24 protein-coding genes and 2 tRNA genes are annotated in these 24093 nt (G+C 33.7%); 17 read left to right on the top strand and 9 right to left on the bottom strand.

Features of this window, described 5'->3' with window-relative positions; genetic code table 11:
* The first annotated feature begins 11 nt into the window (after positions 1-11).
* On the top strand, positions 12-2207 hold the full coding sequence (gene recQ / locus ACWA1B_RS18350) for a DNA helicase RecQ (protein WP_456909408.1): 2196 nt from the start codon (positions 12-14) through the stop codon (positions 2205-2207).
* A gap of 66 nt (positions 2208-2273) precedes the next feature.
* Here recQ and ACWA1B_RS18345 read toward each other — a convergent pair whose 3' ends face one another.
* A complete protein-coding gene (locus tag ACWA1B_RS18345) occupies positions 2274-2516 on the bottom strand; it encodes a hypothetical protein (RefSeq protein ID WP_456909406.1) in 243 nt (80 codons plus the stop codon).
* 327 nt (positions 2517-2843) lie between these two features.
* On the opposite strand from ACWA1B_RS18345, the gene ACWA1B_RS18340 reads away from it, so the two are divergent.
* From ACWA1B_RS18340 to ACWA1B_RS18330, 3 genes are all read left to right on the top strand, one after another.
* Positions 2844-4403, top strand: a complete 1560-nt coding sequence (locus ACWA1B_RS18340; protein ID WP_456909404.1) for an NAD(P)/FAD-dependent oxidoreductase — start codon at positions 2844-2846, stop codon at positions 4401-4403.
* Positions 4404-4471: 68 nt separating this feature from the next.
* Positions 4472-5170, top strand: coding sequence for an SMI1/KNR4 family protein (locus tag ACWA1B_RS18335; protein WP_456909402.1), 699 nt, complete (start codon positions 4472-4474; stop codon positions 5168-5170).
* 116 nt (positions 5171-5286) lie between these two features.
* Positions 5287-5448: a DUF6630 family protein gene (locus tag ACWA1B_RS18330; protein ID WP_456909400.1), complete on the top strand. Its 162-nt coding sequence runs from the start codon at positions 5287-5289 to the stop codon at positions 5446-5448.
* Positions 5449-5542: 94 nt separating this feature from the next.
* Here the strand turns inward: ACWA1B_RS18330 and ACWA1B_RS18325 are convergent, their stop codons facing one another.
* Positions 5543-6502 carry a quinone oxidoreductase family protein gene (locus ACWA1B_RS18325; protein ID WP_456909398.1) on the bottom strand — a complete coding sequence of 320 codons (960 nt, stop codon included), beginning with the start codon at positions 6500-6502 and terminating at the stop codon, positions 5543-5545.
* A 110-nt stretch (positions 6503-6612) separates the two neighbouring features.
* Positions 6613-8016, bottom strand: a complete 1404-nt coding sequence (locus tag ACWA1B_RS18320) for an aminopeptidase P N-terminal domain-containing protein (RefSeq protein WP_456909396.1) — start codon at positions 8014-8016, stop codon at positions 6613-6615.
* Positions 8017-8255: 239 nt separating this feature from the next.
* Here ACWA1B_RS18320 and ACWA1B_RS18315 point away from each other — a divergent pair, with 239 nt between their 5' ends.
* Positions 8256-8690, top strand: coding sequence for an META domain-containing protein (locus tag ACWA1B_RS18315; protein WP_456909394.1), 435 nt, complete (start codon positions 8256-8258; stop codon positions 8688-8690).
* A 62-nt stretch (positions 8691-8752) separates the two neighbouring features.
* On the opposite strand, the gene msrA is transcribed toward ACWA1B_RS18315, so the two are convergent.
* A complete protein-coding gene (msrA, locus tag ACWA1B_RS18310; RefSeq protein WP_456909392.1) occupies positions 8753-9361 on the bottom strand; it encodes a peptide-methionine (S)-S-oxide reductase MsrA in 609 nt (202 codons plus the stop codon).
* A gap of 7 nt (positions 9362-9368) precedes the next feature.
* The gene (msrB, locus tag ACWA1B_RS18305) at positions 9369-9923 is read right to left on the bottom strand and encodes a peptide-methionine (R)-S-oxide reductase MsrB (RefSeq protein ID WP_456909390.1); all 555 of its coding nucleotides are present in this window, start codon (positions 9921-9923) and stop codon (positions 9369-9371) included.
* A 293-nt stretch (positions 9924-10216) separates the two neighbouring features.
* On the opposite strand from msrB, the gene idi reads away from it, so the two are divergent.
* From idi to ACWA1B_RS18265, 8 genes are all read left to right on the top strand, one after another.
* Positions 10217-10744, top strand: a complete 528-nt coding sequence (gene idi / locus ACWA1B_RS18300; RefSeq protein ID WP_456909388.1) for an isopentenyl-diphosphate Delta-isomerase — start codon at positions 10217-10219, stop codon at positions 10742-10744.
* 22 nt (positions 10745-10766) lie between these two features.
* Entirely contained in the window at positions 10767-11177 is a 411-nt protein-coding gene (locus tag ACWA1B_RS18295) for a 6-carboxytetrahydropterin synthase (protein WP_456909386.1), read from the top strand.
* A 3-nt stretch (positions 11178-11180) separates the two neighbouring features.
* Positions 11181-11639: a peroxiredoxin gene (locus ACWA1B_RS18290; protein WP_142451915.1), complete on the top strand. Its 459-nt coding sequence runs from the start codon at positions 11181-11183 to the stop codon at positions 11637-11639.
* 48 nt (positions 11640-11687) lie between these two features.
* A complete protein-coding gene (locus ACWA1B_RS18285) occupies positions 11688-12656 on the top strand; it encodes a type I phosphomannose isomerase catalytic subunit (protein WP_456909383.1) in 969 nt (322 codons plus the stop codon).
* Between the two features lie 57 nt (positions 12657-12713).
* Positions 12714-12980 carry a hypothetical protein gene (locus ACWA1B_RS18280; RefSeq protein WP_035650232.1) on the top strand — a complete coding sequence of 89 codons (267 nt, stop codon included), beginning with the start codon at positions 12714-12716 and terminating at the stop codon, positions 12978-12980.
* A 76-nt stretch (positions 12981-13056) separates the two neighbouring features.
* A tRNA-Thr gene (locus tag ACWA1B_RS18275) sits at positions 13057-13130 on the top strand.
* A gap of 108 nt (positions 13131-13238) precedes the next feature.
* Positions 13239-13312 (top strand) — tRNA-Thr (locus ACWA1B_RS18270).
* A 246-nt stretch (positions 13313-13558) separates the two neighbouring features.
* The gene (locus ACWA1B_RS18265) at positions 13559-14017 is read left to right on the top strand and encodes a hypothetical protein (RefSeq protein WP_456909381.1); all 459 of its coding nucleotides are present in this window, start codon (positions 13559-13561) and stop codon (positions 14015-14017) included.
* A gap of 74 nt (positions 14018-14091) precedes the next feature.
* Here ACWA1B_RS18265 and ACWA1B_RS18260 read toward each other — a convergent pair whose 3' ends face one another.
* From ACWA1B_RS18260 to htpG, 3 genes are all read right to left on the bottom strand, one after another.
* The gene (locus tag ACWA1B_RS18260) at positions 14092-14829 is read right to left on the bottom strand and encodes a DUF4369 domain-containing protein (protein WP_456909379.1); all 738 of its coding nucleotides are present in this window, start codon (positions 14827-14829) and stop codon (positions 14092-14094) included.
* A gap of 132 nt (positions 14830-14961) precedes the next feature.
* Positions 14962-15768 (bottom strand): hypothetical protein, encoded by an 807-nt coding sequence (locus ACWA1B_RS18255; RefSeq protein WP_456909377.1) that lies wholly within the window; start codon positions 15766-15768, stop codon positions 14962-14964.
* Between the two features lie 125 nt (positions 15769-15893).
* A complete protein-coding gene (gene htpG / locus ACWA1B_RS18250) occupies positions 15894-17777 on the bottom strand; it encodes a molecular chaperone HtpG (protein ID WP_456909375.1) in 1884 nt (627 codons plus the stop codon).
* Positions 17778-17979: 202 nt separating this feature from the next.
* Here htpG and ACWA1B_RS18245 point away from each other — a divergent pair, with 202 nt between their 5' ends.
* The 3 genes from ACWA1B_RS18245 (at position 17980) to ACWA1B_RS18235 (ending at position 20265) form a co-directional block, all read left to right on the top strand.
* On the top strand, positions 17980-18483 hold the full coding sequence (locus ACWA1B_RS18245; protein ID WP_035650710.1) for a lipocalin family protein: 504 nt from the start codon (positions 17980-17982) through the stop codon (positions 18481-18483).
* Positions 18484-18513: 30 nt separating this feature from the next.
* Positions 18514-19209 carry an OmpA family protein gene (locus tag ACWA1B_RS18240; protein ID WP_456909373.1) on the top strand — a complete coding sequence of 232 codons (696 nt, stop codon included), beginning with the start codon at positions 18514-18516 and terminating at the stop codon, positions 19207-19209.
* A gap of 105 nt (positions 19210-19314) precedes the next feature.
* Complete coding sequence (locus ACWA1B_RS18235) at positions 19315-20265, top strand: ABC transporter ATP-binding protein (protein ID WP_456909371.1); 951 nt, start codon at positions 19315-19317, stop codon at positions 20263-20265.
* A gap of 107 nt (positions 20266-20372) precedes the next feature.
* Here the strand turns inward: ACWA1B_RS18235 and ACWA1B_RS18230 are convergent, their stop codons facing one another.
* Positions 20373-22784, bottom strand: coding sequence for a S9 family peptidase (locus tag ACWA1B_RS18230; protein WP_456909369.1), 2412 nt, complete (start codon positions 22782-22784; stop codon positions 20373-20375).
* Between the two features lie 264 nt (positions 22785-23048).
* On the opposite strand from ACWA1B_RS18230, the gene ACWA1B_RS18225 reads away from it, so the two are divergent.
* Complete coding sequence (locus ACWA1B_RS18225) at positions 23049-24056, top strand: 3-oxoacyl-ACP synthase III family protein (RefSeq protein ID WP_115889760.1); 1008 nt, start codon at positions 23049-23051, stop codon at positions 24054-24056.
* Positions 24057-24093: the final 37 nt, after the last annotated feature.

Here is a 24093-nt window from a genome sequence, read left to right as displayed (position 1 = left end):
TAAAATAAAGAATGAATTCAAACGAAATTGAAATACACAAGGAATTAAAGAAGTATTTCGGCTTTAGCCAATTTAAGGGCTTGCAGGAGCAAGTCGTTACGAGTATTTTAGGTAAAAAGAATACTTTTGTAATTATGCCTACGGGCGGTGGAAAGTCTCTTTGTTATCAATTACCCGCTTTAATTCAGGACGGAACAGCAATTGTTGTTTCTCCTTTAATTGCTTTGATGAAAAACCAGGTTGATGCGATTCGAAGCCTTTCTTCAGAAAATGGAATTGCGCATGTGCTCAATTCTTCCCTCACAAAAACAGAAATTGCCCAAGTTAAAAAGGATATTAGTTCAGGACTGACGAAGCTTTTATATGTTGCACCCGAATCTTTGACCAAAGAAGAATATGTTGCTTTTTTACAAAGTGTGCCAATTTCTTTCGTCGCAATTGACGAAGCGCACTGTATTTCAGAATGGGGACATGATTTTAGGCCGGAATACAGGAATCTTAGAAATATAATCAAACAATTAGGGAAAGTGCCTATTATTGGACTTACCGCAACTGCAACCCCAAAAGTTCAGGAAGATATTCTGAAAAACCTTGATATGTCTGATGCCAATACTTTTAAAGCATCATTCAACAGACCGAACTTATTTTATGAAGTTCGCACAAAAACGAAAAATATTGAATCGGATATTATTCGATTTATCAAACAACATAAAGGCAAATCGGGAATTATTTACTGCTTAAGCCGTAAAAAAGTAGAATCGATTGCCGAAGTTTTACAAGTCAACGGAATCAGTGCTGTTCCGTATCATGCAGGTTTAGATGCAAAAACACGTGCCAAACATCAGGATATGTTTTTGATGGAAGATGTGGATGTTGTTGTAGCGACAATTGCTTTCGGGATGGGAATTGATAAGCCGGATGTTCGTTTTGTAATTCACCATGATATTCCGAAATCGCTAGAAAGCTATTATCAGGAAACGGGCCGTGCCGGACGTGATGGTGGAGAAGGACATTGCCTCGCTTATTACTCTTATAAAGATGTAGAAAAGCTGGAGAAATTCATGTCTGGAAAACCAGTTGCTGAACAGGAAATTGGTTTTGCGCTTTTGCAGGAAGTTGTGGCTTACGCCGAAACCTCAATGTCACGCAGAAAGTTTCTTCTTCATTATTTCGGAGAAGAATTTGACAGTGAAACCGGTGAAGGTGCCGATATGGATGACAACGTTCGAAATCCTAAACATAAAGTCGAAGCGAAAGACCAAGTGGTTAAATTGCTTGAAATTGTGCGCGATACCAAACATATTTATAAGTCAAAAGAAATTGTATTTACTTTAATTGGCCGTGTAAATGCAGTAATTAAAGCACATAAAACAGATGCACAGGCTTTCTTTGGCTCAGGTTCAGATCATGACGAAAAATATTGGATGGCGTTGCTTAGACAAGTTTTGGTTTCAGGTTATTTGTCAAAAGATATTGAAACTTATGGCGTTATAAAAATTACGAAAGCTGGGTTGGATTTTATCAAAAAACCAGTTTCGTTTATGATGTCTGAAGATCATGAATATAGCGAGGCTGATGATGAAGCCATTGTAACGGCAGGAAAATCATCAGGAACAGCTGATGAAGTTTTGATGGGAATGCTTCGCGAACTTCGTAAAAAAGTAGCCAAAAAATTAGGTGTTCCTCCGTTTGTTGTTTTCCAGGATCCTTCACTTGAAGATATGGCTTTAAAATATCCAATTTCGTTGACTGAATTGTATAATATTCATGGGGTTGGAGAAGGAAAAGCTAAAAAATATGGAGGTGAATTTGTAGCACTAATTAGTCGATATGTTGAGGATAATGATATTATTCGTCCGGACGATTTGGTAGTAAAATCAACTGGAGTTAACTCAGCCAACAAATTGTATATCATTCAGAATATTGACAGAAAGTTACCTCTAAGCGATATTGCTTCTGCAAAAGGTCTGACAATGGATGCTTTAATAAAAGAAATGGAGCAAATCGTATATTCTGGAACAAAACTGAATATTAAATATTGGGTTGACGATATGCTGGATGATGATCAGCAGGAAGAAATACATGATTACTTCATGGAATCAGAATCGGATAAAATTGAAGATGCACTAAAAGAATTCGATGGCGATTATGACATTGATGAATTGCGTTTAATGCGTATTAAGTTTATTAGCGAAGTAGCTAATTAAAAAGTTTTCAGTCTCAGTTTACAGTTTGCAGTTTTTTACTGAGACTGAAAACTGAGACTGCGACTTTTACTGATCACTGTAAACTTCCCCACGATGCGGTTTCAGAGCATCTCTTACCTGAATCATATTTTCGTCGGTTACAACCATAAAAGCGATGGCGTACATATCATCGATGATTTTAAATCCTGTAATGTTTAAAGGAAGCTTTTCAATAGTAATGTATTCTTTTAAATGAATTTCATGATGTTCGGCAGTTTTTGCAGAAGCCGGGCCTCGGAAATCCCATATCAGTTTTATTTTTCTAGACATTTTTTTTATAGGTGCAAAGGTTCAGAGTTGCAAAGGTACAAAGTCTATTTTTAAAAAAAGGTTCTGAGGTTCTGAGATGCTAAGGTTCTAAGGTTTTTTGTAGAGACGCACTGCAGTGCGTCTAACAGTTCTTAAAAAATCTTTTTAATCCGTATAATCTGCGGCTAAAAACTAATTTCAAAGATTTTGGGCAAGATGATAAGTGTAAAATCAGTTTGTAGCTGTGTCAATCTGTGTGCAATTTTTATAGTAAATATATAATCTCATTTTAAAATGTTATTTTTGCGTCTTCTTTTCATAGAAAGAAAAGCTAATAAATAAGATACAATGCCAAGAGAACTTTTACTTCAGGTAACTCCAGAAACTGCTGCAAACGAAGTGTTGCTTAAAGATTATTTGTCCAAACAAATCAAAGTTTCTCCAAACGAAATGCAGCATATTACAATTTTAAAACGTTCGATTGATGCACGCCAAAAAGCGATTAAAATCAATTTGAAAGTTGTTATATATTTAAAAGGAGAACCTTTTCAGGAAACCAAAATTGAACTTCCAAAATATAAAGACGTTTCTTCTGCTCAGGAAGTCATTGTTGTTGGCGCTGGTCCGGCTGGACTTTTTGCTGCTCTGCAATTAATTGAATTAGGCTTAAAGCCAATTGTAATCGAACGCGGAAAAGATGTTCGAGGACGCCGACGCGATTTGAAAGCAATTAACAGAGAACATATCGTTAATGAAGATTCTAATTATTGTTTTGGAGAAGGCGGAGCGGGAACTTATTCTGATGGGAAATTATATACGCGTTCTAAAAAACGTGGCGATGTAACTAGAATTTTAGAACTTTTAGTGGCTTTTGGAGCTTCTGAAGATATTTTGGTAGAAGCGCATCCTCATATTGGAACTAATAAGTTGCCAAAAATTATTGAAGATATTCGAAATAAAATCATCGAATTTGGTGGTCAAGTTTTGTTTGATACCAGAGTTACTGATATTTTGGTGAAAAATAATGAAGTTGAAGGAATCGTAACCCAAACCGGAGATAAAATTCTGGCTAACAAATTGATTTTAGCAACCGGACATTCGGCGCGAGATATTTTTGAATTATTAGATAAAAAGAAAATTTTCATAGAAGCAAAACCTTTTGCTTTGGGTGTTCGTGCAGAGCATTCACAGGAATTAATCGACAGTATTCAATACAGTTGTGATTATCGCGGGGATTATTTGCCACCTGCGCCATATTCGATTGTAAAGCAGGTTAATGGTCGTGGAATGTATTCGTTTTGTATGTGTCCCGGCGGTGTAATTGCGCCTTGTGCTACAAGTCCGGGCGAGGTTGTTACCAATGGATGGTCACCATCAAAACGAGATCAGGCGACTGCAAATTCGGGAATTGTAATAGAGTTGAAATTGGAAGATTTTAAACCTTTTGCAAAATTTGGTGCTTTGGCTGGAATGGAGTTTCAAAAAAGTATTGAACAAAAAGCATGGCATTTGGCAGGAGAAACTCAAAAAGTTCCGGCGCAAAGAATGATCGATTTTACACAAAATAAAGTTTCAGCAGATATTCCAAAAACTTCTTATGTTCCCGGAACAACTTCGGTTGAAATGGGACAGGTTTTTCCTGGATTTTTGTCTCAGATTTTACGCGAAGGGTTTAAGGAATTTGGAAAATCAATGCGAGGTTATTTAACCAATGAAGCGATTTTGCATGCACCAGAAAGCCGAACTTCATCGCCAGTGAGAATTCCGAGAGATCCAATCACTTTAGAGCATTTGCAAATAAAAGGTTTATATCCTTGTGGAGAAGGTGCAGGTTATGCAGGCGGCATTATCTCTGCGGCAATTGATGGAGAAAAATGTGCCTTGATGATTGCTGAAGCTCTGAAATAATTAATTTTATTTTGTAGTAAAAGTTTTATATTTTTGTAAAATATTTTAAACTTTTAGATCTAGATAAAATGAAACTGCAAGATATTGAGAAGAAGTATGGATTTGAATTTCCACTTTTATACAAACAACTAGAAGCAGATGGTATGCTTAATGTTGGAGAGTACGGGTCTAATTGGTCTTCTGAAGTATATCCAAAATTAAAAGAGAATCCGTCTTTGCTTTTATATTCTTATGACTTTGAACTGCTTAATCTAGATGGAGTTAATGAAGAGATAAAACAACTTAGAGATCCCGAAGATTATCGTAAGATTAGAAAAGAATTTAAATTTATTCCTTTTGCACAAAGTTATGGTGGAGATCACTATTGTTTTTTCTTAAATGAAGAAAAGGATGGTGAAATGCCAATAGTTTTTCTCTCACATGATACAATTGAAGCAGATTATTTAGCAAAAAATTTACAAGATTTTATTTTTAAAAAGTTTTTGACCGATATGGCATATTTTGATAATGAGGATGTTAGTGATCAAGAACTTAAAAATAACCTTGAAAGTATGTTTAAAACTCATAAAAAATACTTGACACATCAGCAGCAGGGTATTTTGCAAAATATATTAAATCGCGAAATTATAAATTATGAAATTTCATTTTCTTATGGTAATGAAGAAGCAAAAGGACTATTAACGAATGATGAAAAGAATAATTTGCTTAATGAAATTATTCCTTTCGACAAAATGGGTACAAGTTTTGAATATTCAGATGAGGAATAAATTTAGTTTTTAGATTCAAAATGTGCCTTAATGATTGCGGAATCCTTGAAATAATTGGCTTTGCACTTTTCATATAGGAAAAGATTGTTATATTACATATTCTGATTTTAATAGATTTGTTTTCTTATATTCAATCAGCTCTAGAAAAACGCGGTTTAGAATTAATGAGTTACAATACAAATGGAGATAATTACTTGTTTTTTGTAGACAATAAAGAAGATTTGGATCGAATTTTAGAATTATCCGAATTGACAAAAATTGAAGTAGATCAATTATGATATTTTAGCCATGAATTACACAAATTTTTACTAATTTTTTCTCTTTGGATTAAAATTAATTCGTGAAAATTTGTGCAATTCGTGGCGGAAAAAATTACGGAATCAAAATAATTTTTCCGGTACTTTTTCTGCTTTCTAGATAATCGTGTGCTAGTTTTCCTTCTGATAATTTAAAAGAAGTTGGTTCGGAAAGTTTGATTTTTCCTTCGGTAATCCAATTGAATAATTGCGTTGCGCGTTTAATTCTTTCTTCTTTAGAATTTAAATAACTCCATAAATCACCTCCGGTTAAAGTTTTTGAGCCATCCATTAACATTCTTGGGTCTACAAATTCGGGATCGCCACCTGCCATTCCGAAGAAAACAACTTGTCCGCATTCTTTTGTGACCTCGAAACTTTCTTTTAAAGTGCTTCCGATACTGTCGTAAACGACGTCGACACCTTTTGGAATAATATTAAAAATCTGCGATTTCCAGTCGTCATTATAAAGAAAAACATGATTTGCACCTTGTTCAAAACCAACTTTTGCTTTTTCTGCAGATGAAGTCAAACCGATAACTGTTGCGCCCAAAAGCTTGCTGATTTGAGTCAGAATTTGTCCAACTCCGCCGGCAACGGCATGAATTAATACCGTTTCGCCTTTTTGAGTTTTGTGGCTATCCGTTGCTAAATAATGCGCGGTCAAACCTTGCAATAAAACTGAAGCTGCGGTTTCAAAAGAAACGGCTACAGGCAAAGGCAAAACGTGATTTGTGTTTACGGCAACGAGTTCAGCATTTGCGAAAGGAACATCGGCGAAAGCCACATGGTCGCCAACTTTATATTCAGGATGATTGTTTGCATCGACAACGATTCCGGCGCCTTCGTAACCTGCAATGAAAGGCGGATTGCCTTTTAAATGATAATTTCCCTTTCGTCTGTAAACATCGGCGAAATTTAGTCCGATGGCTTTCATTTCAACTAAAATTTCATCGCTTTTTAACTGTGGATTAGGAATTTCGATATATTCTAAAACATCTGAATCTCCGAATTTAGAGAAGGTAAGTGCTTTCATTTTTTTAAATTTTTAGGACTACAAAAGTACGTCAAAATTCAAAAAATAAGCCTCATTTAATTTTTTAAATGAGGCTTTGGAAATGTTTTAATCTGTAGCAAAAAAATAAATTAGATTTTCGGAAATTTCATTTCATTAAATGTGCTTTTTTGTTTGGCCATAGTCTCGACATCTTGCCATTTTCTTGGAGATTCTGCTGAGAGATTTTCATATGAATCTTTTTTGATCAAAATATCATCTTCGATACGAACGCCAATATTCCACCACTTTTTATCGCATTTGCTGTTTGCCGGAATATAGATTCCTGGTTCAACAGTAAGAATCATGTTTTCTTTTAAATTGCCCATATAATCTCCTTTATCGTGAACATCTAAACCAAGAAAGTGCGAACATCCGTGGGGATAATATATTCTAACATCTTTTGGGTCGGTAATAATTCCTAGTTTGATTAATCCGGCTGCAACTATTTCTCTAGATTTTTTGTTTAAATCCTGAATTGGAGTTCCTTCTTTGCAAAGTTTAAAAACTTCTTCTTGTGCTTCATAAACAATTTGATAAATGGCTTTTTGTTCTTCAGTGAATTTTCCGTTTGCCGGAATTGTTCTTGTGACATCGGCAGAATAACCGTGATATTCTGATCCAACATCCATTAATAATAATTGGTTATCAATTTTTGTTGAATTGTTTTCGCCATAATGCAAAATACATCCGTTTGCTCCAGCGCCCACAATTGGCGGATAACCTTCGCCTTCTGCGCCGTATTTTCTGTGAACGTAAGCGTGAATTCCTTCAGCTTCATTTTCGCTCATGTCCGGACCAACTGCTTTCATCACTTCATTGTGTGCAATGCAGGAAAGTTTAACCGTTTTGCGCATTAAATCAAGTTCTTCTGGAGTTTTTATTTGGCGTAATGAATTTGTAATTGTGGTAAATAAATCGGTTGAAGCTTTGTTTTCTTGTGTAATTGAAGCTTTGGATTTAAATATCTGAATTAAGCCGAAAAGATCAAATCCGCTGTTGTCATTATTTAAATCTGTTGGGATTTTATCGTAAATTATGTTGTCGAATTTTTGGAAATCAATTTTAAAAGCATTGAAATCTTTTCCGTTGTAAGCGGTTGAAAATCCTAGTTTTGATTTGGCGCCTTCAACACCTAAACGTCTTCCTGTCCACATTTCACGATTGACGTTTCTTTCTCTCACAAAAAGAACTTCATTGTATTTTTCAGCTCCTTGTGGTTCTTTAAAAATCAATAAAACAGCATCAGCTTCTTTGTAACCTGATAAGTAATACATATCGGGATTTGCGTGGTAATTGTAATTGACGTCTTTTGAGAAAACTCTTTCCGGATAGGAAAAAATTACAGCTACAGAATTAGCAGGCATTAGGGATCTAAAAGCTTCGCGGCGGCCTTTGTGAAACTCTTTTGAAAGGTAATCTGTTGGAAGATTTTCCTGCGAATGAACTTGGCTAATTGTAAGTAAGAATGCGAAGAATACAAATAATTGCTTCATTTTATGGTTTTTTATTGATGATTTTTAGTTTTTTGATAACTGCAAATTACAAAAAAAATGTAATCACAAATTGTAATTTAAATGTTTGATTAATATTGTTTTAAACAAAATGATGTAACTTAGAGATTAGAAAATTGCAGTTTGTCAGGAAATTTAAACTTTAATAAATCGTGTAACTGGGCACGAATATTGAGAAAGGAATTTATAAAATAATTTTAATCTTCAAAACACATTTTTTTATGAAAAAATACACACTCGCAGCCGTTTCAGTTTTAATGATATTGTTAACTTCCTGCAAGGCATCAAAAGACGCTTCAGGCGGAGAGAATTTATTTGGTACAACTTGGGAATTAGAATATATATCTGGGCCAAGAATCGCTTTTGAAGGTTTGTATCCGAATAAAAAACCGCAGATTACTTTTGATCAAAAAGAAGCAAAAGTTTTTGGAAACAATGGTTGTAACGGATATAGTGCGCCTTATACTTTAAGCGGAAAATCGTTGACTTTTGGAGAACCAGGACCAAGTACATTAATGTTTTGTGATGGAGGAGGAGAACAGCAATTTTTACAGCAAATGAAAAAAATCACAAGCTATTCTATTGATAAAGATGGAAAATTAAATTTAATTCAAGGCGATGTACCAATGATGCGATTTAAAAAAGTGGCTAAATAATTTTAGTTTTCTAGCTTAGATAAAAAAAGGGAAATGATTAATTCATTTCCCTTTTTTTATTGTTATTTCTTTTTGAGTTTGTCTTTAAAGACTTTCTCGAACTTTTCTATTTTTGGCTGAATAACCATTTTACAGTACGGCTGATTTTTATTGTTTGCGTAATAGTTTTGATGATAATCTTCAGCTTTATAAAATGCTTTAAAAGGTTCTACTTTTGTTACAATCGGATTACTGTATAGTTTTGCTTTGTTTAACTCGGTAATAATGCTTTGTGCGGCTTTTTTCTGTTCTTCGTTTTTATAAAAAATAACAGAACGATATTGCGTTCCGACATCTGCTCCTTGTCGGTTCAGAGTTGTTGGATCGTGAACGGTAAAAAAGACTTTGAAGATTTCATTTATATCAGTTACGTTTTTGTCGTATGTTATTTGAACAACTTCAGCGTGACCAGTTTCGCCAGTGCAAACTTCCTCATACGTAGGATTTGGAACATTTCCACCCGAAAATCCAGAAACAACAGATTTTACTCCGTCCAAATTTTCATAAACAGCTTCAACGCACCAGTAACAGCCTCCGCCAAGCGTAATTGTTTCTAAGTTGGAAGCTTTTTTATTTTGTGAAAATCCGTTTAGCGATAAAGCAAATAAACAGATTAAAAGTAAATTTTTCATAGTTGGATTATTTGTTATCAGGAATAAAATCAAGAGCAATCGAATTCATGCAATAGCGTTTTCCGGTTGGTTCGGGGCCATCGTCAAATAAATGTCCAAGATGTCCGCCACAACGTCCACAAAGCGCTTCGATTCGTTCCATTCCTAATGAATTGTCATTTTTATAAACCACGCTTTTTTTGTTGTCTTGTTCAAAAAAGCTTGGCCATCCGCAACTGCTCGAAAATTTAGCAGTCGATCTAAAAAGTTTGTTGCCACAGGAAGCACAGTAATAAGTGCCTTTTTCATCGGTATTCCAATATTTTCCAGTAAAAGGTCTTTCAGTGTCAGCTTCGCGCATTACGGCATAAACATCTTCAGGTAAAACCTTTTTCCATTCGGCATCGCTAATGTTTAGTTTGGTTGTATCTGTGTTTGAATAATACGGATTTCCAGGTTTACTGATTTTATTTTCCATGGCACTTATCTTTGTAGGTTCTTTTTTTGTGGTTTGACCGCAGGCCTGAAAAATAAAAAGCGGTATTAAAAAACACAGGCTGAAAATTAAGTTTTTAGATTTCATATATTTTGGTGCTTTAATCTAAATTCAAAGATACGGTGAGATTCTGTTTCGAAATGTCGCCTAGATTACAATTCAGATATTTTTAAGTATGTTTTAACTTTTTATTATTTACGTAAAAAGAATACTGATAGTTTTTTAAGTCTTATTTTTAAAGGTTTTTCTTTTTGTGAAGAGTGCAGTTGTTTGGTAATCAGTGTGTTGTTTTAATTTGAAAGTAGTTAAACTTTTCACAATGTCTTCTAGGATTTTATAGCCATTTCTTTTTTTGTATTTTTGTTAATTCAATACGCCATATGACAGAAGAAAACGTAATATTAGTTAACAAAAACGACGAACAAATTGGCTTGATGCCAAAATTAGAAGCACATGAAAAAGCGCTTTTGCATCGAGCATTTTCAGTTTTTATTTTAAATAATAAAAATGAAATTATGTTACAGCAAAGAGCACATCATAAATACCATTCCCCTTTGCTTTGGACAAATACTTGTTGTAGTCATCAGCGTGAAGGCGAGAGTAACATTGAAGCGGGAAGTAGAAGGCTGTATGAAGAAATGGGATTTAAAGCCGAACTAAAAGAGCTTTTTCATTTTATTTATAAAGCGCCTTTTGATAATGGCTTGACAGAACATGAGTTGGATCATGTAATGATTGGCTATTATGATGATGAACCGAACATTAACCTGGAAGAAGTTGAAGCCTGGAAATGGATGAGTATTGAAGATGTTAAAGCTGATATTGAAAAACAGCCCGAAATTTATACAGTTTGGTTTAAGATAATTTTTGATGAATTTGACCATTATCTTGAAGACCATAAATTATAACCAAAACTAACCAAAAGCTTAAATGAGAGTAACCATATCAAGAAAAGCACATTTTAATGCTGCACATCGATTATACAGGAAAGATTGGACATGGGAAAAAAACAATGCTGTTTTTGGAAAATGTAATAATCCCAATTTTCATGGTCACAATTATGGTTTGACGGTTAGTGTTACAGGAAAAATTGACCCGGAAACTGGTTTTGTTTTAGATGTGAAAGTATTAGCGGATATTATACTAGAAGAAGTTGAAATTCCGTTTGATCACAAAAACCTGAATCTGGATGTCCCGGAATTTCAGGATTTGAATCCAACTGCTGAAAACATTGCAGTTGTGATATGGAATAAAATTAGAAAAAGAATTCAGCCTGATTTCGACCTGGAAATCGTTCTGAATGAAACGGACCGCAATTTTGTAACTTATAAAGGAGAATAATACATGTCATTAAAAATAGGAGATATAGTTCCGAATTTTACTGCAAAAGATAGTCATGGAGAACTTTTTGACAGCCAGAGTGTTTTAGGAAGAAAGCCACTCGTGATTTATTTTTACCCAAAAGATAATACGCCGGGCTGCACTACTGAAGCTTGCAGTTTCCGCGATCAATACGAAGATTTTAAGGATTTAGGAGCCGAAGTTATTGGTATAAGCAGTGATAGTGTAAAATCGCATCACAAATTTGCAAATAAACATAAGTTGCCTTTTATTTTACTTTCAGATCAGGATAAAAGATTAAGACAACTGTTTGGTGTTCGCAATAATTTATTTGGCCTTCTTCCGGGAAGAGTCACTTATATTGTAGATAAAAATGGCGTGGTCATTTTGATTTTTGACAGTATGAATGCTGCAAAACATATTCCAAAAGCATTGGAAACAATTAAAGAATTAGTATTATAGATTAAGAAAAAAGTATTTAAACAATTAAAATATTAGCCAGAAAAAAATATGACTACACCATTATATCCATTACAATTTGAACCCATTTTAAAAGAAAGAATTTGGGGTGGGGAAAAACTAAAAACAGTTTTAAATAAACCTATTGTTTCTAAAATTACAGGTGAAAGCTGGGAATTATCAACTGTTGAGGGAGATGTTAGTGTGGTTTCAAATGGTAACTTGAAAGGGAAATCATTAATGGAGCTTATTAATGAAACTCCAAATGAAATTTTAGGAAGCAAAGTTTATGATCGTTTTGGAAAGCAGTTTCCGTTGCTTTTTAAATATTTAGATGCACGCGAAGATCTTTCAATTCAGGTTCATCCGAATGATAAATTAGCAAAAGAACGTCATAATTCTTTTGGTAAAACAGAAATGTGGTATGTAATGCAGGCCGATTCTGATTCAAGAATTATCGTTGGTTTTAAAGAAAATTCCAGTAAAGAAGAATATTTGAAACATTTACACGATAATACACTAGTTTCGATTTTAGATGATGTAAAAGCAAAACCTGGAGATGTTTTCTTTTTAGAAACAGGAACTGTTCATGCAATTGGAGCTGGTTTGGTTGTTGCTGAAATTCAGCAGACATCTGATATAACGTATCGTTTGTATGATTTTGACAGAGTTGATGCACAAGGAAATAAAAGAGAACTTCACGTAGATTTGGCTCTAGATGCTATCAATTACGATAAAGTTGATACGCAAAAGAAATATGATACAAAGTCAAATGTTTCAAATACAGTTGTAGATTGTCCTTATTTTACAACTAATTTTATTCCGTTAGATAATAAAATCGAGGTTTCTAAATCTGGTGAAACTTTTACAGTTTACATGTGTATTGAAGGAAGTTTTGAAATTGAATATAATGGCTTTAAGCATATTTATAAAAAAGGAGATACTGTTTTGGTTCCCGCTGCGATAAATGCATTTATTTTGAGCGGAAAAGCTTCAATTTTAGAAATTTACATTTCATAGCACTTAATCTAAAGATTATGTGTACTTTTGCAAACGCAAATTAAAATTATAATAAAAATGGCAAACGTTAAAAATTTAAAGAAAGACATCAATTTTGTATTAGGAGATATTATTGAGGCAGTTTACTTGTTTGAGATGTCTACGACAGGAAATCCTACTCCAGAAACGAATGCTTTAGTTGATGAAGCTATCGCTGCATTTGATACTTTGATCACAAAAGTGAACGCAAAGAACGTTGAAAATAAAAAAGCACACTTCAAGCAAATAAATGTAGAATTGGAACAAGTTGCTAATCAATTGATTGCTAAAATCAACGAATTGTAAGCAAAAAAAAGTATAAAAAAGGGCAAATTTATTTTGGTAAAACGAAAAACCGCTTTATATTTGCACCCGTAATGAGGCCGATGTAGCTCAGCTGGCTAGAGCAGCTGATTTGTAATCAGCAGGTCGTGGGTTCGAGTCCCTCTATCGGCTCAACGAAAACCATCACAGAAATGTGATGGTTTTTTAAATTATAGAGAGTGGTGTGAAATTATTTTTGGAAATTTAAAAAACAATTTTATCTTTGCACCCGTTAAAAAGGCCGATGTAGCTCAGCTGGCTAGAGCAGCTGATTTGTAATCAGCAGGTCGTGGGTTCGAGTCCCTCTATCGGCTCAAAAACCATCACAGAAATGTGGTGGTTTTTTTTTTGCTAGAATTCCAAGTTTCAAGTTTCAAGTTTCAGGTTTTGTGGGTGTTTGTCAGGCTGAGCGAAGTCGAAACCCTTTGCGTTTATTCTTCGACTTCGCCTAGGGTGACATTGCAGATGTTTAGGTTTCAGTTATAATTGGAATTTAGAATTTGATTTTTTTCAAAACTTATTTTTCTTATGTTTGTTTCTTAACCAAAAACATAATCATAATGGAAGAAACCTCAGTGTTTGAAAAATTCGAGCTGCATCTCGACCAAACTGCAAAAGATTTTTTAAAAGAAACCGCAAAGTGGGCTTACTTTTTGTCAATTCTTGGATTTATAGGGGTTGGGTTTTTTGTTGTAATTGCAATTTTTGCCGGTGCAATTTTTGCTTCTATGGGGAATGCAATGGCAGGAATCGGAGTTTTTGCAGGTTCTTTTGGAGCAATTATGAGCTTCTTTTATTTATTAATAGCGGCAGTTTATTTTTTTCCTGTTTATTATTTGTTCAGATTTGCATCGAATGCTAAAAGAGCTTTTAGAGAAAATGATTCTGAAGCATTAACATCTTCTTTCGGATATTTGAAATCGCATTATAAATTTATAGGTATTTTGATGATTTCGATGTTTGTCTTGTATGCATTGATTTTTATGTTTGCTATTTTAGGGTCTTTATTAGGGAGATAATTTAAATAGCGTTATTCAAAACGCGTAATTATGGCATAAAAAAACGTCCTGAATTTCAGGACGTTTTTTGTTTGTTATTCTGCAGCTACTGGAGCTTTTTGTTCTTGTTTTTTTATATCAGCAACATATTTTGTTAGTTTCTTTCCGTAAAGCGACTGTGCTACTTTTGGTGTCATCGATTTCTGAATCGTATCTAAGAATTTTACGTTGATATCGTAAATCTCTGCTAAAGCAATATAAGGCGCAATTTCGTGATCTTTGTTGTTAAGAGCGAAGTTTGTGGCAAAAAGATATTTTCTTTTAGTATTTGAGTCCTGTTTTGTGTTAATGCTGTCTAAAGCTTTTTGGTCGTTTCTTTTCATCGCTTTAAATCTTGGTTCTACAAGAGCCAGACTTTCATCATTGAAACGATTGTTTATTTTTTTATACTCTTCGTATAATTCTTGATTTTTAGATCCTGTGATTTTAGCACTATAAATGAAATTATCTAAGTTGGTGTCAATGTTTATGTTTCCAGGTTCTGCAAAAAATAAAATATTATTGTCCATTGAATTCGTTACACCTCTGTCTAAAAACAAATAAAGCATTTCTGGAGATTCTAATTTGATATCGCGTTCAAAAGCTGAATTTCCATCAATTTTAATGCTATCGATTGCAACTAGCGAAGTGTCAACAATTCTTTGAATATATAAAGTTCCTTTTTTTAATCCTTTAATGTTTCCTGTGATGTGCAGGTTGTCAGGAGATTCATTTTTTTTGCTACATGATGCTAATAGGGCAATTGCAGCAAAGGCAATAATAGATTTTTTCATTGGTTTTTAGATTTTGGTGCAAAATAAAGAAAATAGTTTGAATGTGGTTATGGGGATTTAAATTTTAATAAAAAATAAAACCCCAATCTATTTCTAAATTGGGATTTATATATTTTTATAAAAATGAGATTCTTACATTGACAACGTATAAATTGCTCCGCTCTCGTGAGTATAAGTAAATTTGCTGTCGCAGTCATTGTTTCCGTAGTCAATAACTCCTTTAAGTAATCCGCCTTCGATTTTTAATTTTCCTTTTGAAATGTATTGGCATGAATATTTTTTAATCAAAGTTTCCTGAACAGTAAAAGTTAAAGTTGTGCCTTTTTCAGTAGTCACTGTATGTGTTCCTTCTGTCATTTCATAAACGTTGTCTTCAAGAACAAAAGGAGTGTCAACACCTGCAGTTTGTTTTACTGTATAGGTTCCAGAGTTTGTGTAAATTCTTCCTAATAAGTCAGTAAATTTTCCATTTGTTACTTTTCTAGTAAATTGTGGTACAGTAGCAACTGTTGTAGTATTTGTATATTCGATTGTTCCTTCAAGTTTAATTCCGTTGATCGAATAGTCGATTCTTTCGATTGTCAATTTGCTTCCTGTAGTAGTTACTGGTCCAGTAAGAGTAAGTTTTAATTTTCCTTTTCTTGTAAGTCCGTTATCTGTGCATCCTGCAGTTCCATAATCTACCGTATATACTTTAGGATAAGATCCTGTGGAAACTGTAATTGTTGCGCACACTGCTGCTGCAGGTTTTGAGGTTCCTGAGCTGTTTGTTACAGATAATCCTGTATTGACATCCATTTCGTTTGCGGCATCAATTGAGATTGAAGCGCCAACAGCTGTCGTATCGGTTTGAGTTGCAATATCATCATTGCTAGAACATGAAATGTAGGTTAATGCTGTTGCACAAACCGTTGTAACTAAAAGAACGATTTTTTTCATAGTAGTTTTTTGTTAAGTTAGATTTTAAAGGTCTTCAAATGTAACAAAAAAAATGAATCGCAATAAAAAAATCCCGTAAGTTCAACTTACGGGATTTTTGAAAATTATTTTAGGAGATAAAAATCTTACTTAATCATCTCAAAGCTTCTTTTTACAAAAGCAGTTAAAGCTTCACCTTTTAAAAGATTTTGCGATAATTTTGCTAAGTCTAAAGCTTGTTTTACCAAGTGTTCCTGGTGTGTTTTGTCTTCAGTATTTAAAATGCTTGAAGCTAAATCAGAATTTGTATTTACCACCAAATTGTACATTTCTGGCATATTTCCCATTCCGAACATTCCGCCTCCGCCAGTTTGGCTCATTTCTTTCATTCTTCGCATAAATTCTGGCTGCGTAATAATGAACGGCGCTGCCTGAGAATCCATAGCTTCTAATTGTACGCTGTAAGCTTTTGGAATATATGCTTCTAGAGAAGTTTTTAAAGTTGCTTTTTCTTCATCAGATAATTTAGAAATCGTGTTTTCATCTTTTTTGATCAAATTGTCAATATGATCAGAGTCAACACGTACAAAAGTCACATCTTTATTATCGTTTTCTATTTTTTGAATTAAATGCGAAATAATTGGAGAATCTAAAAGTAAAACTTCGTAACCTTTATCTTTTGCTGCTTCAATATAAGAGTGTTGTGCATCTTTGTTTCCAGCGTAAAGAACTACAAGTTTGCCATCTTTATCAGTTTGATTTTCTTTTAGTTTTTCTTTTAATTCTTCTAAGGTGAAATACTTGTCATTTACAGTAGGGTACAATACAAATGCACCTGCTTTTTCATAGAATTTATCTTCAGAAAGCATTCCGTATTCTAAAACGATTTTAATGTCGTTCCATTTTGCTTCAAAATCAGCACGGTTTTCGTTGAATAAAGATTTTAGTTTATCAGCAACTTTACGTGTGATGTAGTTTGAAATTTTCTTAACCGCTCCGTCTGCCTGTAAACCTGAACGAGAAACGTTCAATGGAATATCTGGAGAATCAATTATACCTTTTAACATTGTCAAAAATTCAGGAACAATTCCTTCTACGTTATCAGTAACGTAAACTTGGTTTTGGTACAACTGAATTTTATCTTTCTGGATCTGCATGTCATTTCCTAATTTTGGGAAATACAAAATACCGGTTAAGTTGAATGGGTAATCTACATTTAAGTGAATATTAAACAACGGATCTTCGAATTGCATAGGATACAATTCTCTGTAGAAGTTTTTGTAATCTTCATCAGATAATTCAGAAGGTTGTTTTGTCCAAGCCGGATTTGGATTATTGATGATGTTGTCAACTTCGATAGTTTCGTTTACGTAATCCTCAGGAGCATCTTCTGGTTTAGGAAGTGTTTCTGTTCTTGTTCCAAATTTAATTGGAATTGGCATGAACTTATTGTATTTGCTTAATAAACCACTGATTTTAGAATCGTCTAAGAATTCTAAAGAATCTTCAGCAATATGAAGAATGATTTCAGTACCACGTGAAGTTTTGTCAGCTGGTTCTAGAGTAAATTCAGGACTTCCGTCACATGTCCAGTGAGCTGCAGGTTCATCTTTGTATGATTTTGTAATGATTTCTACTTTTTCAGCAACCATAAAAGCAGAATAGAAACCAAGACCAAAATGGCCTATAATTCCAGAATCTTTAGCAGAATCTTTGTATTTGTCCAAAAACTCTTCAGCTCCTGAAAAAGCTACCTGATTAATGTATTTTTCTACTTCATCAGCTGTCATACCTAAACCTTGGTCGATTATATGGATTTTTTTACCTTCTTTATCTACTTTAATTTCGATAACCGGATTTCCATATTCAACTTTAGCTTCACCAATACTGATTAGGTGTTTTAACTTTAAAGTAGCGTCTGTTCCGTTTGAAACCAGCTCACGTAAAAAGATTTCGTGATCGCTGTATAAGAACTTTTTGATTAAGGGAAAGATGTTTTCTACCGAAACATTAATTTTACCTGTTGTCATATTTTTTTAATTTTTGAGTTTAACGTGATGGTTTTCATTTGTTCAAATAGAATACCAATTGTTTTTTGGGTGACAAAATGTCGGAAGTGTTAATTTTGAAAGAAAATAAATAGATTTTGGAACAGAAATTATCTCAACGAATCGTATATTTGTGGTATAATAATTGTTAAACGCGTAAGTATTAACTTAAATAATGTATAAAATGAAGAAAATTATTTTCATTTGCATGATCGCCACGATGTTTTTTGCGTGTAAATCGGCTTCGTCTACAACTGCTTCAACAGAAGCGCCAACACTTTCTACTAAACTTGACAAATCTACTCAAGTAGCAATTAAAGGAAATTGGGTTTTAACCAATGTGTCTTATCCTGGTTCTGATTACATTAAGGTAAATTCATTTGATCTAGCTGATTCAAAATGTTTTATTGGCAGTACTTGGAATTTTATTTCTAATAATAACAAAGGCACTATGACCCTGAACGCGCCAAGCTGTACAGCATTTACTTCGCCAATTGTTTGGAGCATCAATAATCAGGGACTTTTTGTTCTTAAAATTGTTAATCCTGGAACCAAATCGAAAAATGTAAAAGAAGGTTATTTGCTTAAAGTTGCAGGACTGAGTGATAATTCTTTCCAATTAATTGACAACATCAACGTTGGCGGACAAGTTAAGGACGTAACGTACCAATTTCAAAGAGCTAATTAAAAAAGGCTAATAATATTAAAATATATACACATGAGAAAGATAAAAGTTTTAGGGTTGAGTAGTTTACTTATATTGACTAGTTTTTTTGCAAGCTGTGATTCAGTAAAAAATGCTAACAATACGCAAAAAGGAGCTGGAATTGGAGTTGTTGCCGGAGGACTTATTGGTGGTATTCTAGGAAACAATTTAGGTAAAGGTGGAAATGCTGCCTTAGGAGCTGCAATTGGAGCTGCTGTTGGTGGTGGAACTGGTGCCTTAATTGGAAATAAAATGGATAAACAGGCTCGTGAAATTGATCAGGCGCTTCCAGGTGCAGATGTTGAAAGAGTAGGTGAAGGTATTCACTTGACTTTGAATGAAAATGCTGTTCGTTTTGATACTAACAAATCAACTTTGACTTCAACTGCAAAAGCAAATTTAGATAAGTTAGTTCCTGTGTTTAATGATTACGGAGATACTAATATTGAAATTTTTGGTTATACTGATAATACAGGTAAACCAGAATATAACTTGACACTTTCAGGCCAAAGAGCTGCTTCTGTTCAGGCTTATTTAGTTTCAAAAGGATTAAAAGCAAGTCGTTTCAAAACTTCAGGTTTAGGAATTGCTGATCCTATTGCTACTAACGATACTCCAGAAGGAAGAAGCCAAAACCGTCGTGTTGAGTTTGCAATTACTGCAAATGACAAAATGGTAAATGATGCTAAAGCCGAAGCTGGAAAATAGTTTTAAAAGGCAATAAAATTTATTAAAAGCTGTTTCTTAATTGAAGCAGCTTTTTTTTGACTTTAGAAATTAAACATTGTAAATTTGAACTCTCAAATTCAACTCATGCTCGATATTCAAAATATTTCTTTTTCGTACACTGACAAACCCGTTATAAATAACGTTTCTTTTACTATAAATAAAGGTGAAAATATCGCTATTATAGGTGAAAGCGGATGCGGTAAAAGTACGCTGCTTAAACTAATTTATGGTTTATATGATTTAGATGAAGGCAAAATTTTTTATAACGAAAAACCAGTTTTAGGTCCAAAATACAATTTGATTCCAGGAATGCCTTATATGAAATATCTGGCTCAGGATTTTGATTTGTCTCCTTATGAAACCGTGGCAGAGAATGTAGGGAAATTTCTATCGAATGGTTTTGCCAATATGAAAAAACTTCGGGTGCAGGAATTATTGGAAATGGTCGAAATGGAAAATTTTGCCAATGTAAAAACGAAGTTTTTGAGTGGAGGTCAGCAGCAAAGAGTTGCTCTGGTTAGAGTTTTGGCTTTAGAACCCGAAGTAATTTTGCTTGACGAACCTTTCAGTCAGATTGATGCTTTTAGAAAAAATGCTTTGCGCCGAAATTTATTTAGATATTTAAAGCAAAAAGGGATTACTTGCATTATCGCGACACACGACAGTACAGACGCATTGTCATTTGCAGATGAAGCCATTGTGATGCGTAACGGAGAAGTTATTGTAAAAGACAATCCAACAAAAATATACGAAGATCCCCAAACTAAATATGTTGCTTCGCTTTTTGGTGAAGTGAATGAAGTTGCAACTCATCTATTGCTGGATTATGAAGATGAGACTCATAAAACATTAGTATATCCGCATCAATTTAAAATGGTTGCCGATTCAAAATTGCAAGTGAAAATCAGAAGAACTTATTTTAGAGGAAATCATTATTTAATTGAAACCGTTTATAAAAGACAATTGATTTTCTTTGAAAGTGAAATTGATTTGCCTCTTGAACAGGAAATATTTCTTGGCTTAAATTATCTTTAATTAGAAAATTTGCCAATTTGAGAATTAGATAATTTTTAATACTTAAAAAGAAAACCCGACAGTTTCAAATCTGTCGGGTTTTCTTTTTGTAACTTTTAAAGAAAAAATTAGTTTTTCAAATACTTCTCTAAAAACTGATCTTGCTCCCAAAGCAAGTGTAAAATGTTTTCTTTAGCAACATAACTATGCGCTTCTTTAGGTAAAATTACCATTCTTGCATTAGCACCCAAACCTTTTAAAGCCTGAAAATAACGCTCTGTCTGTAAAGTAAAAGTTCCAGGATTATTATCGGCTTCGCCGTGAACTAATAAAATTGGTGTTTTCATTTTATCCGCATTCATAAAAGGCGACATTGTATTGTAAACTTGAGGAACTTCCCAATAATTACGTTGTTCGGTTTGAAAACCAAAAGGAGTCAAAGTTCTGTTGTAGGCACCGCTTCGCGCAATTCCACAAGCAAAAAGATTAGAATGTGTCAATAAGTTAGCGGTCATAAAGGCTCCATATGAATGTCCGCCAACAGCCACTTTTTTACGGTTGATGTATCCTAAAGCATCAACTGCATTAATTGCAGCTTCGGCATTATCAACTAATTGTGAAATGAAGTTGTCATTTGGCTCTGTTGTACCTTCTCCAATAATTGGAAAAGCAGCATCATCGAGAACAGCATATCCTTTTGTTACCCAATAAACAAACGAACCGTAATAAGGAACAGTAAATTCATTTGAATTTTGAGTTACTTGTCCAGCACTGTTTTTGTCTTTGTATTCTGCAGGATATGCCCAGATTAACAAAGGCAATTTTTCTTTTTTAACTTTGTCGTAACCTGCAGGTAAATACAAAGTTCCAGAAAGTTCAACACCATCTTTACGTTTGTATTTGATAACTTCTTTGCTCACATCTTTTATGCTTTCAAAAGGATTTTTAAAAGCAGTAATAGGAGTGAGGCTGTTTTGTTTTTTAATGTTTCTGAAATAATAATTCGGATATTCGCTTTTAGACTGAATCTGAACTAAAACTTTGCCTGATTTAAAATCTTCAATTTCTAATAAATCTTCTTTTTTATCTTTATAAGAAGAAGTGTAAACGCGTTTTGATTTTAAAGTTTTCAAATCGAATTCGTCAATAAAAGGGAATTGACCCGCTTTAGTAAATCCATCTCCAATACGATATGCATTATCATTTTCAATAGCTAAAACATATTTATTGTATTCATTTTTCTTTGTTTCAAAAATTCCCGGATCAGAATAAACATCTTGAGAGTTTCTGTCCGTAATCAATTTTGGTTGTTCACTTGGATTTGATGGATTGATCAAATATGTTTTTGTATTACGCGTATCATACCATTCATCAGAAACAACAGCAATATTATCATTCCCCCAAGTTATATCACTGAAACGCTGAGGTAATTTTACTAATGAAGTTGGATTGCTTGTAAAAGGCGCATCCCATAGAAAAACTTCATCTCTAAATTCTACTTTGTTAGCTGGGTCTCCTTCGTCTAAAGCAGTTACGAATGCTAATGTTGCAGGTTTGTCATTTCTCCAGATCATTTCACGTTTACCTTTTCGAACGGCCATAAAACCTTTTGGCATTATTTCGCTTAACGGAACTTCGTTTACTGTTTTGATTTCTTTTCCTCTTGCATCATAAACAATTGTTCTTGAAGGGAATCTGTATAATGGCACTACATATGAAAATGGTTTTTGAATGGTAGTCAGCATAATGTAATTTCCATCTGGCGAAATTCTTTCTCCAAAATACATTGCCGCATCTTTAAACAAAACGGTATCTCCTTTTAGGTTTACTTTATACAATTCAGAAGTAACAATATTTTCGAAATTTATTTCGTCATTTTTGTTTTTCAACATATCAGGATACGTTCTATTTTGAGATTTTTCCCCGGAAGTATTCGAAATAATTGGACCAGTTGGCAAATCTTTTTTAGCATCTAATAAAGGTTGTCTGTTTTTAGGAAGCATTTTTACCAAAATCGTTTCATTGTCTGAAAACCAGCTAAACGGATTTCCAAGATTGGCATTCACTGTTGCATCAGTTAGCTTTGTAGCATTTGCAGTGGCAACATCTATGACCCAAAGTTCAACTCCTGTTGCAGCAGTATGCGAAAACAATATTTTTTTGTCATTTGGCGACCACAAAATATTGCTTATTTTAGGATTGCTTGGCAAACCTGTAACTTGTACTTCGTCCTTGCTGTTGATTTTGCGTACTTTTAAATTACTTAAATACGTTACTGTGCTTGAAATGTTTGTGATTGGGTTGATTCTTAATCCACCCAAACGAAGTTCTTCTTGGTTTAAGTCATCTAATGTTTTATAAGTTGGCCTGTACATTAGTAACATGTATTCTTTTTTAGTATCCATTGATACTGTCGGCGCACGTTCATAATCGGCTAAATCTAAAATAGATTTTGATGGTTTTTGGTACGTTAAGTTTTCTTGGGCAAAAGCAATAAAACCAATGTTTAGAAATAAGAGTAATGTAACCTTTAATTTCATAATTTGAATTTTAGGGGTTTAAAAAATGGTATTCGTATTGTTTGACTAAAGTACTTCAATCTTGTTACATTTTAAAGCATAATTTAAATACTTTTCATTGTTTTTAACAAAAGACTGATTTTTTTCAAAAGAAATGATTCTAATAAACTTTAGAATTAAAGTATATTAAATTGCTAATAACGAAAAAAATAGTAATTTGGGTGCTTATGTTTTAAACTATACGTAAATTTGCAATCCAATTTTTTAACAAACAATAAAAAGAATATGTATCATTCAAAAATAGCGGGCTTAGGATATTATGTTCCTTCAAATGTTGTGACCAACGATGATTTGTCTAAGATTATGGATACCAATGATGAATGGATTCAGGAGAGAACCGGAATTCAGGAGCGCAGACACATTATTCGTGGGGAAGATACCACAACTTCGATGGGTGTAAAAGCAGCTAAAATTGCAATAGAACGTTCTGGCGTTGCCAAAGAAGATATTGATTTTGTAGTTTTTGCTACATTAAGTCCAGACTACTATTTTCCAGGGCCTGGAGTTTTGGTTCAAAGAGATTTAGGATTGAGAACTGTTGGAGCTTTAGATGTAAGAAACCAATGTTCAGGTTTTGTTTATGCTATTTCTGTTGCTGACCAATATATTAAAACTGGAATGTATAAAAATATTTTGGTAATTGGTTCTGAAGTTCACTCTACAGGATTAGACATGACAACTCGTGGGCGTGGTGTTTCGGTAATTTTTGGAGATGGAGCAGGAGCAGCTGTTTTAAGCCGTGAAGAAGATTTGACAAAAGGAATTTTATCAACTCACTTACATTCAGAAGGTCAACATGCTGAAGAATTAGCTTTGCAAGCACCTGGAATGGGCGCGCGCTGGGTAACTGATATTATTGCAGATAACGATCCTAACGATGAAAGTTATTATCCCTATATGAATGGACAATTTGTATTTAAAAACGCAGTAGTTCGTTTTGCAGAAGTTATCAATGAAGGATTGGAAGCAAATGGTTTGCAAGTTTCAGATATTGATATGTTGATTCCACATCAGGCGAATTTGAGAATTTCACAGTTCATTCAAAACAAATTCAAATTGTCTGACGACCAAGTCCATAATAATATCCAGAAATATGGTAATACAACTGCAGCATCTATTCCAATTGCTTTGACAGAAGCTTGGGAACAAGGAAAAATAAAATCTGGAGATACGGTAGTTTTAGCAGCTTTTGGAAGTGGATTCACTTGGGCGAGCGCAATTATTAAATGGTAAAATAATCATCTTACATTATATTTTTTTGAAACCTGCT

It is taken from the genome of Flavobacterium xizangense, assembly GCF_054075145.1.
This window is presented reverse-complemented; position numbering and strand designations above follow the sequence as displayed.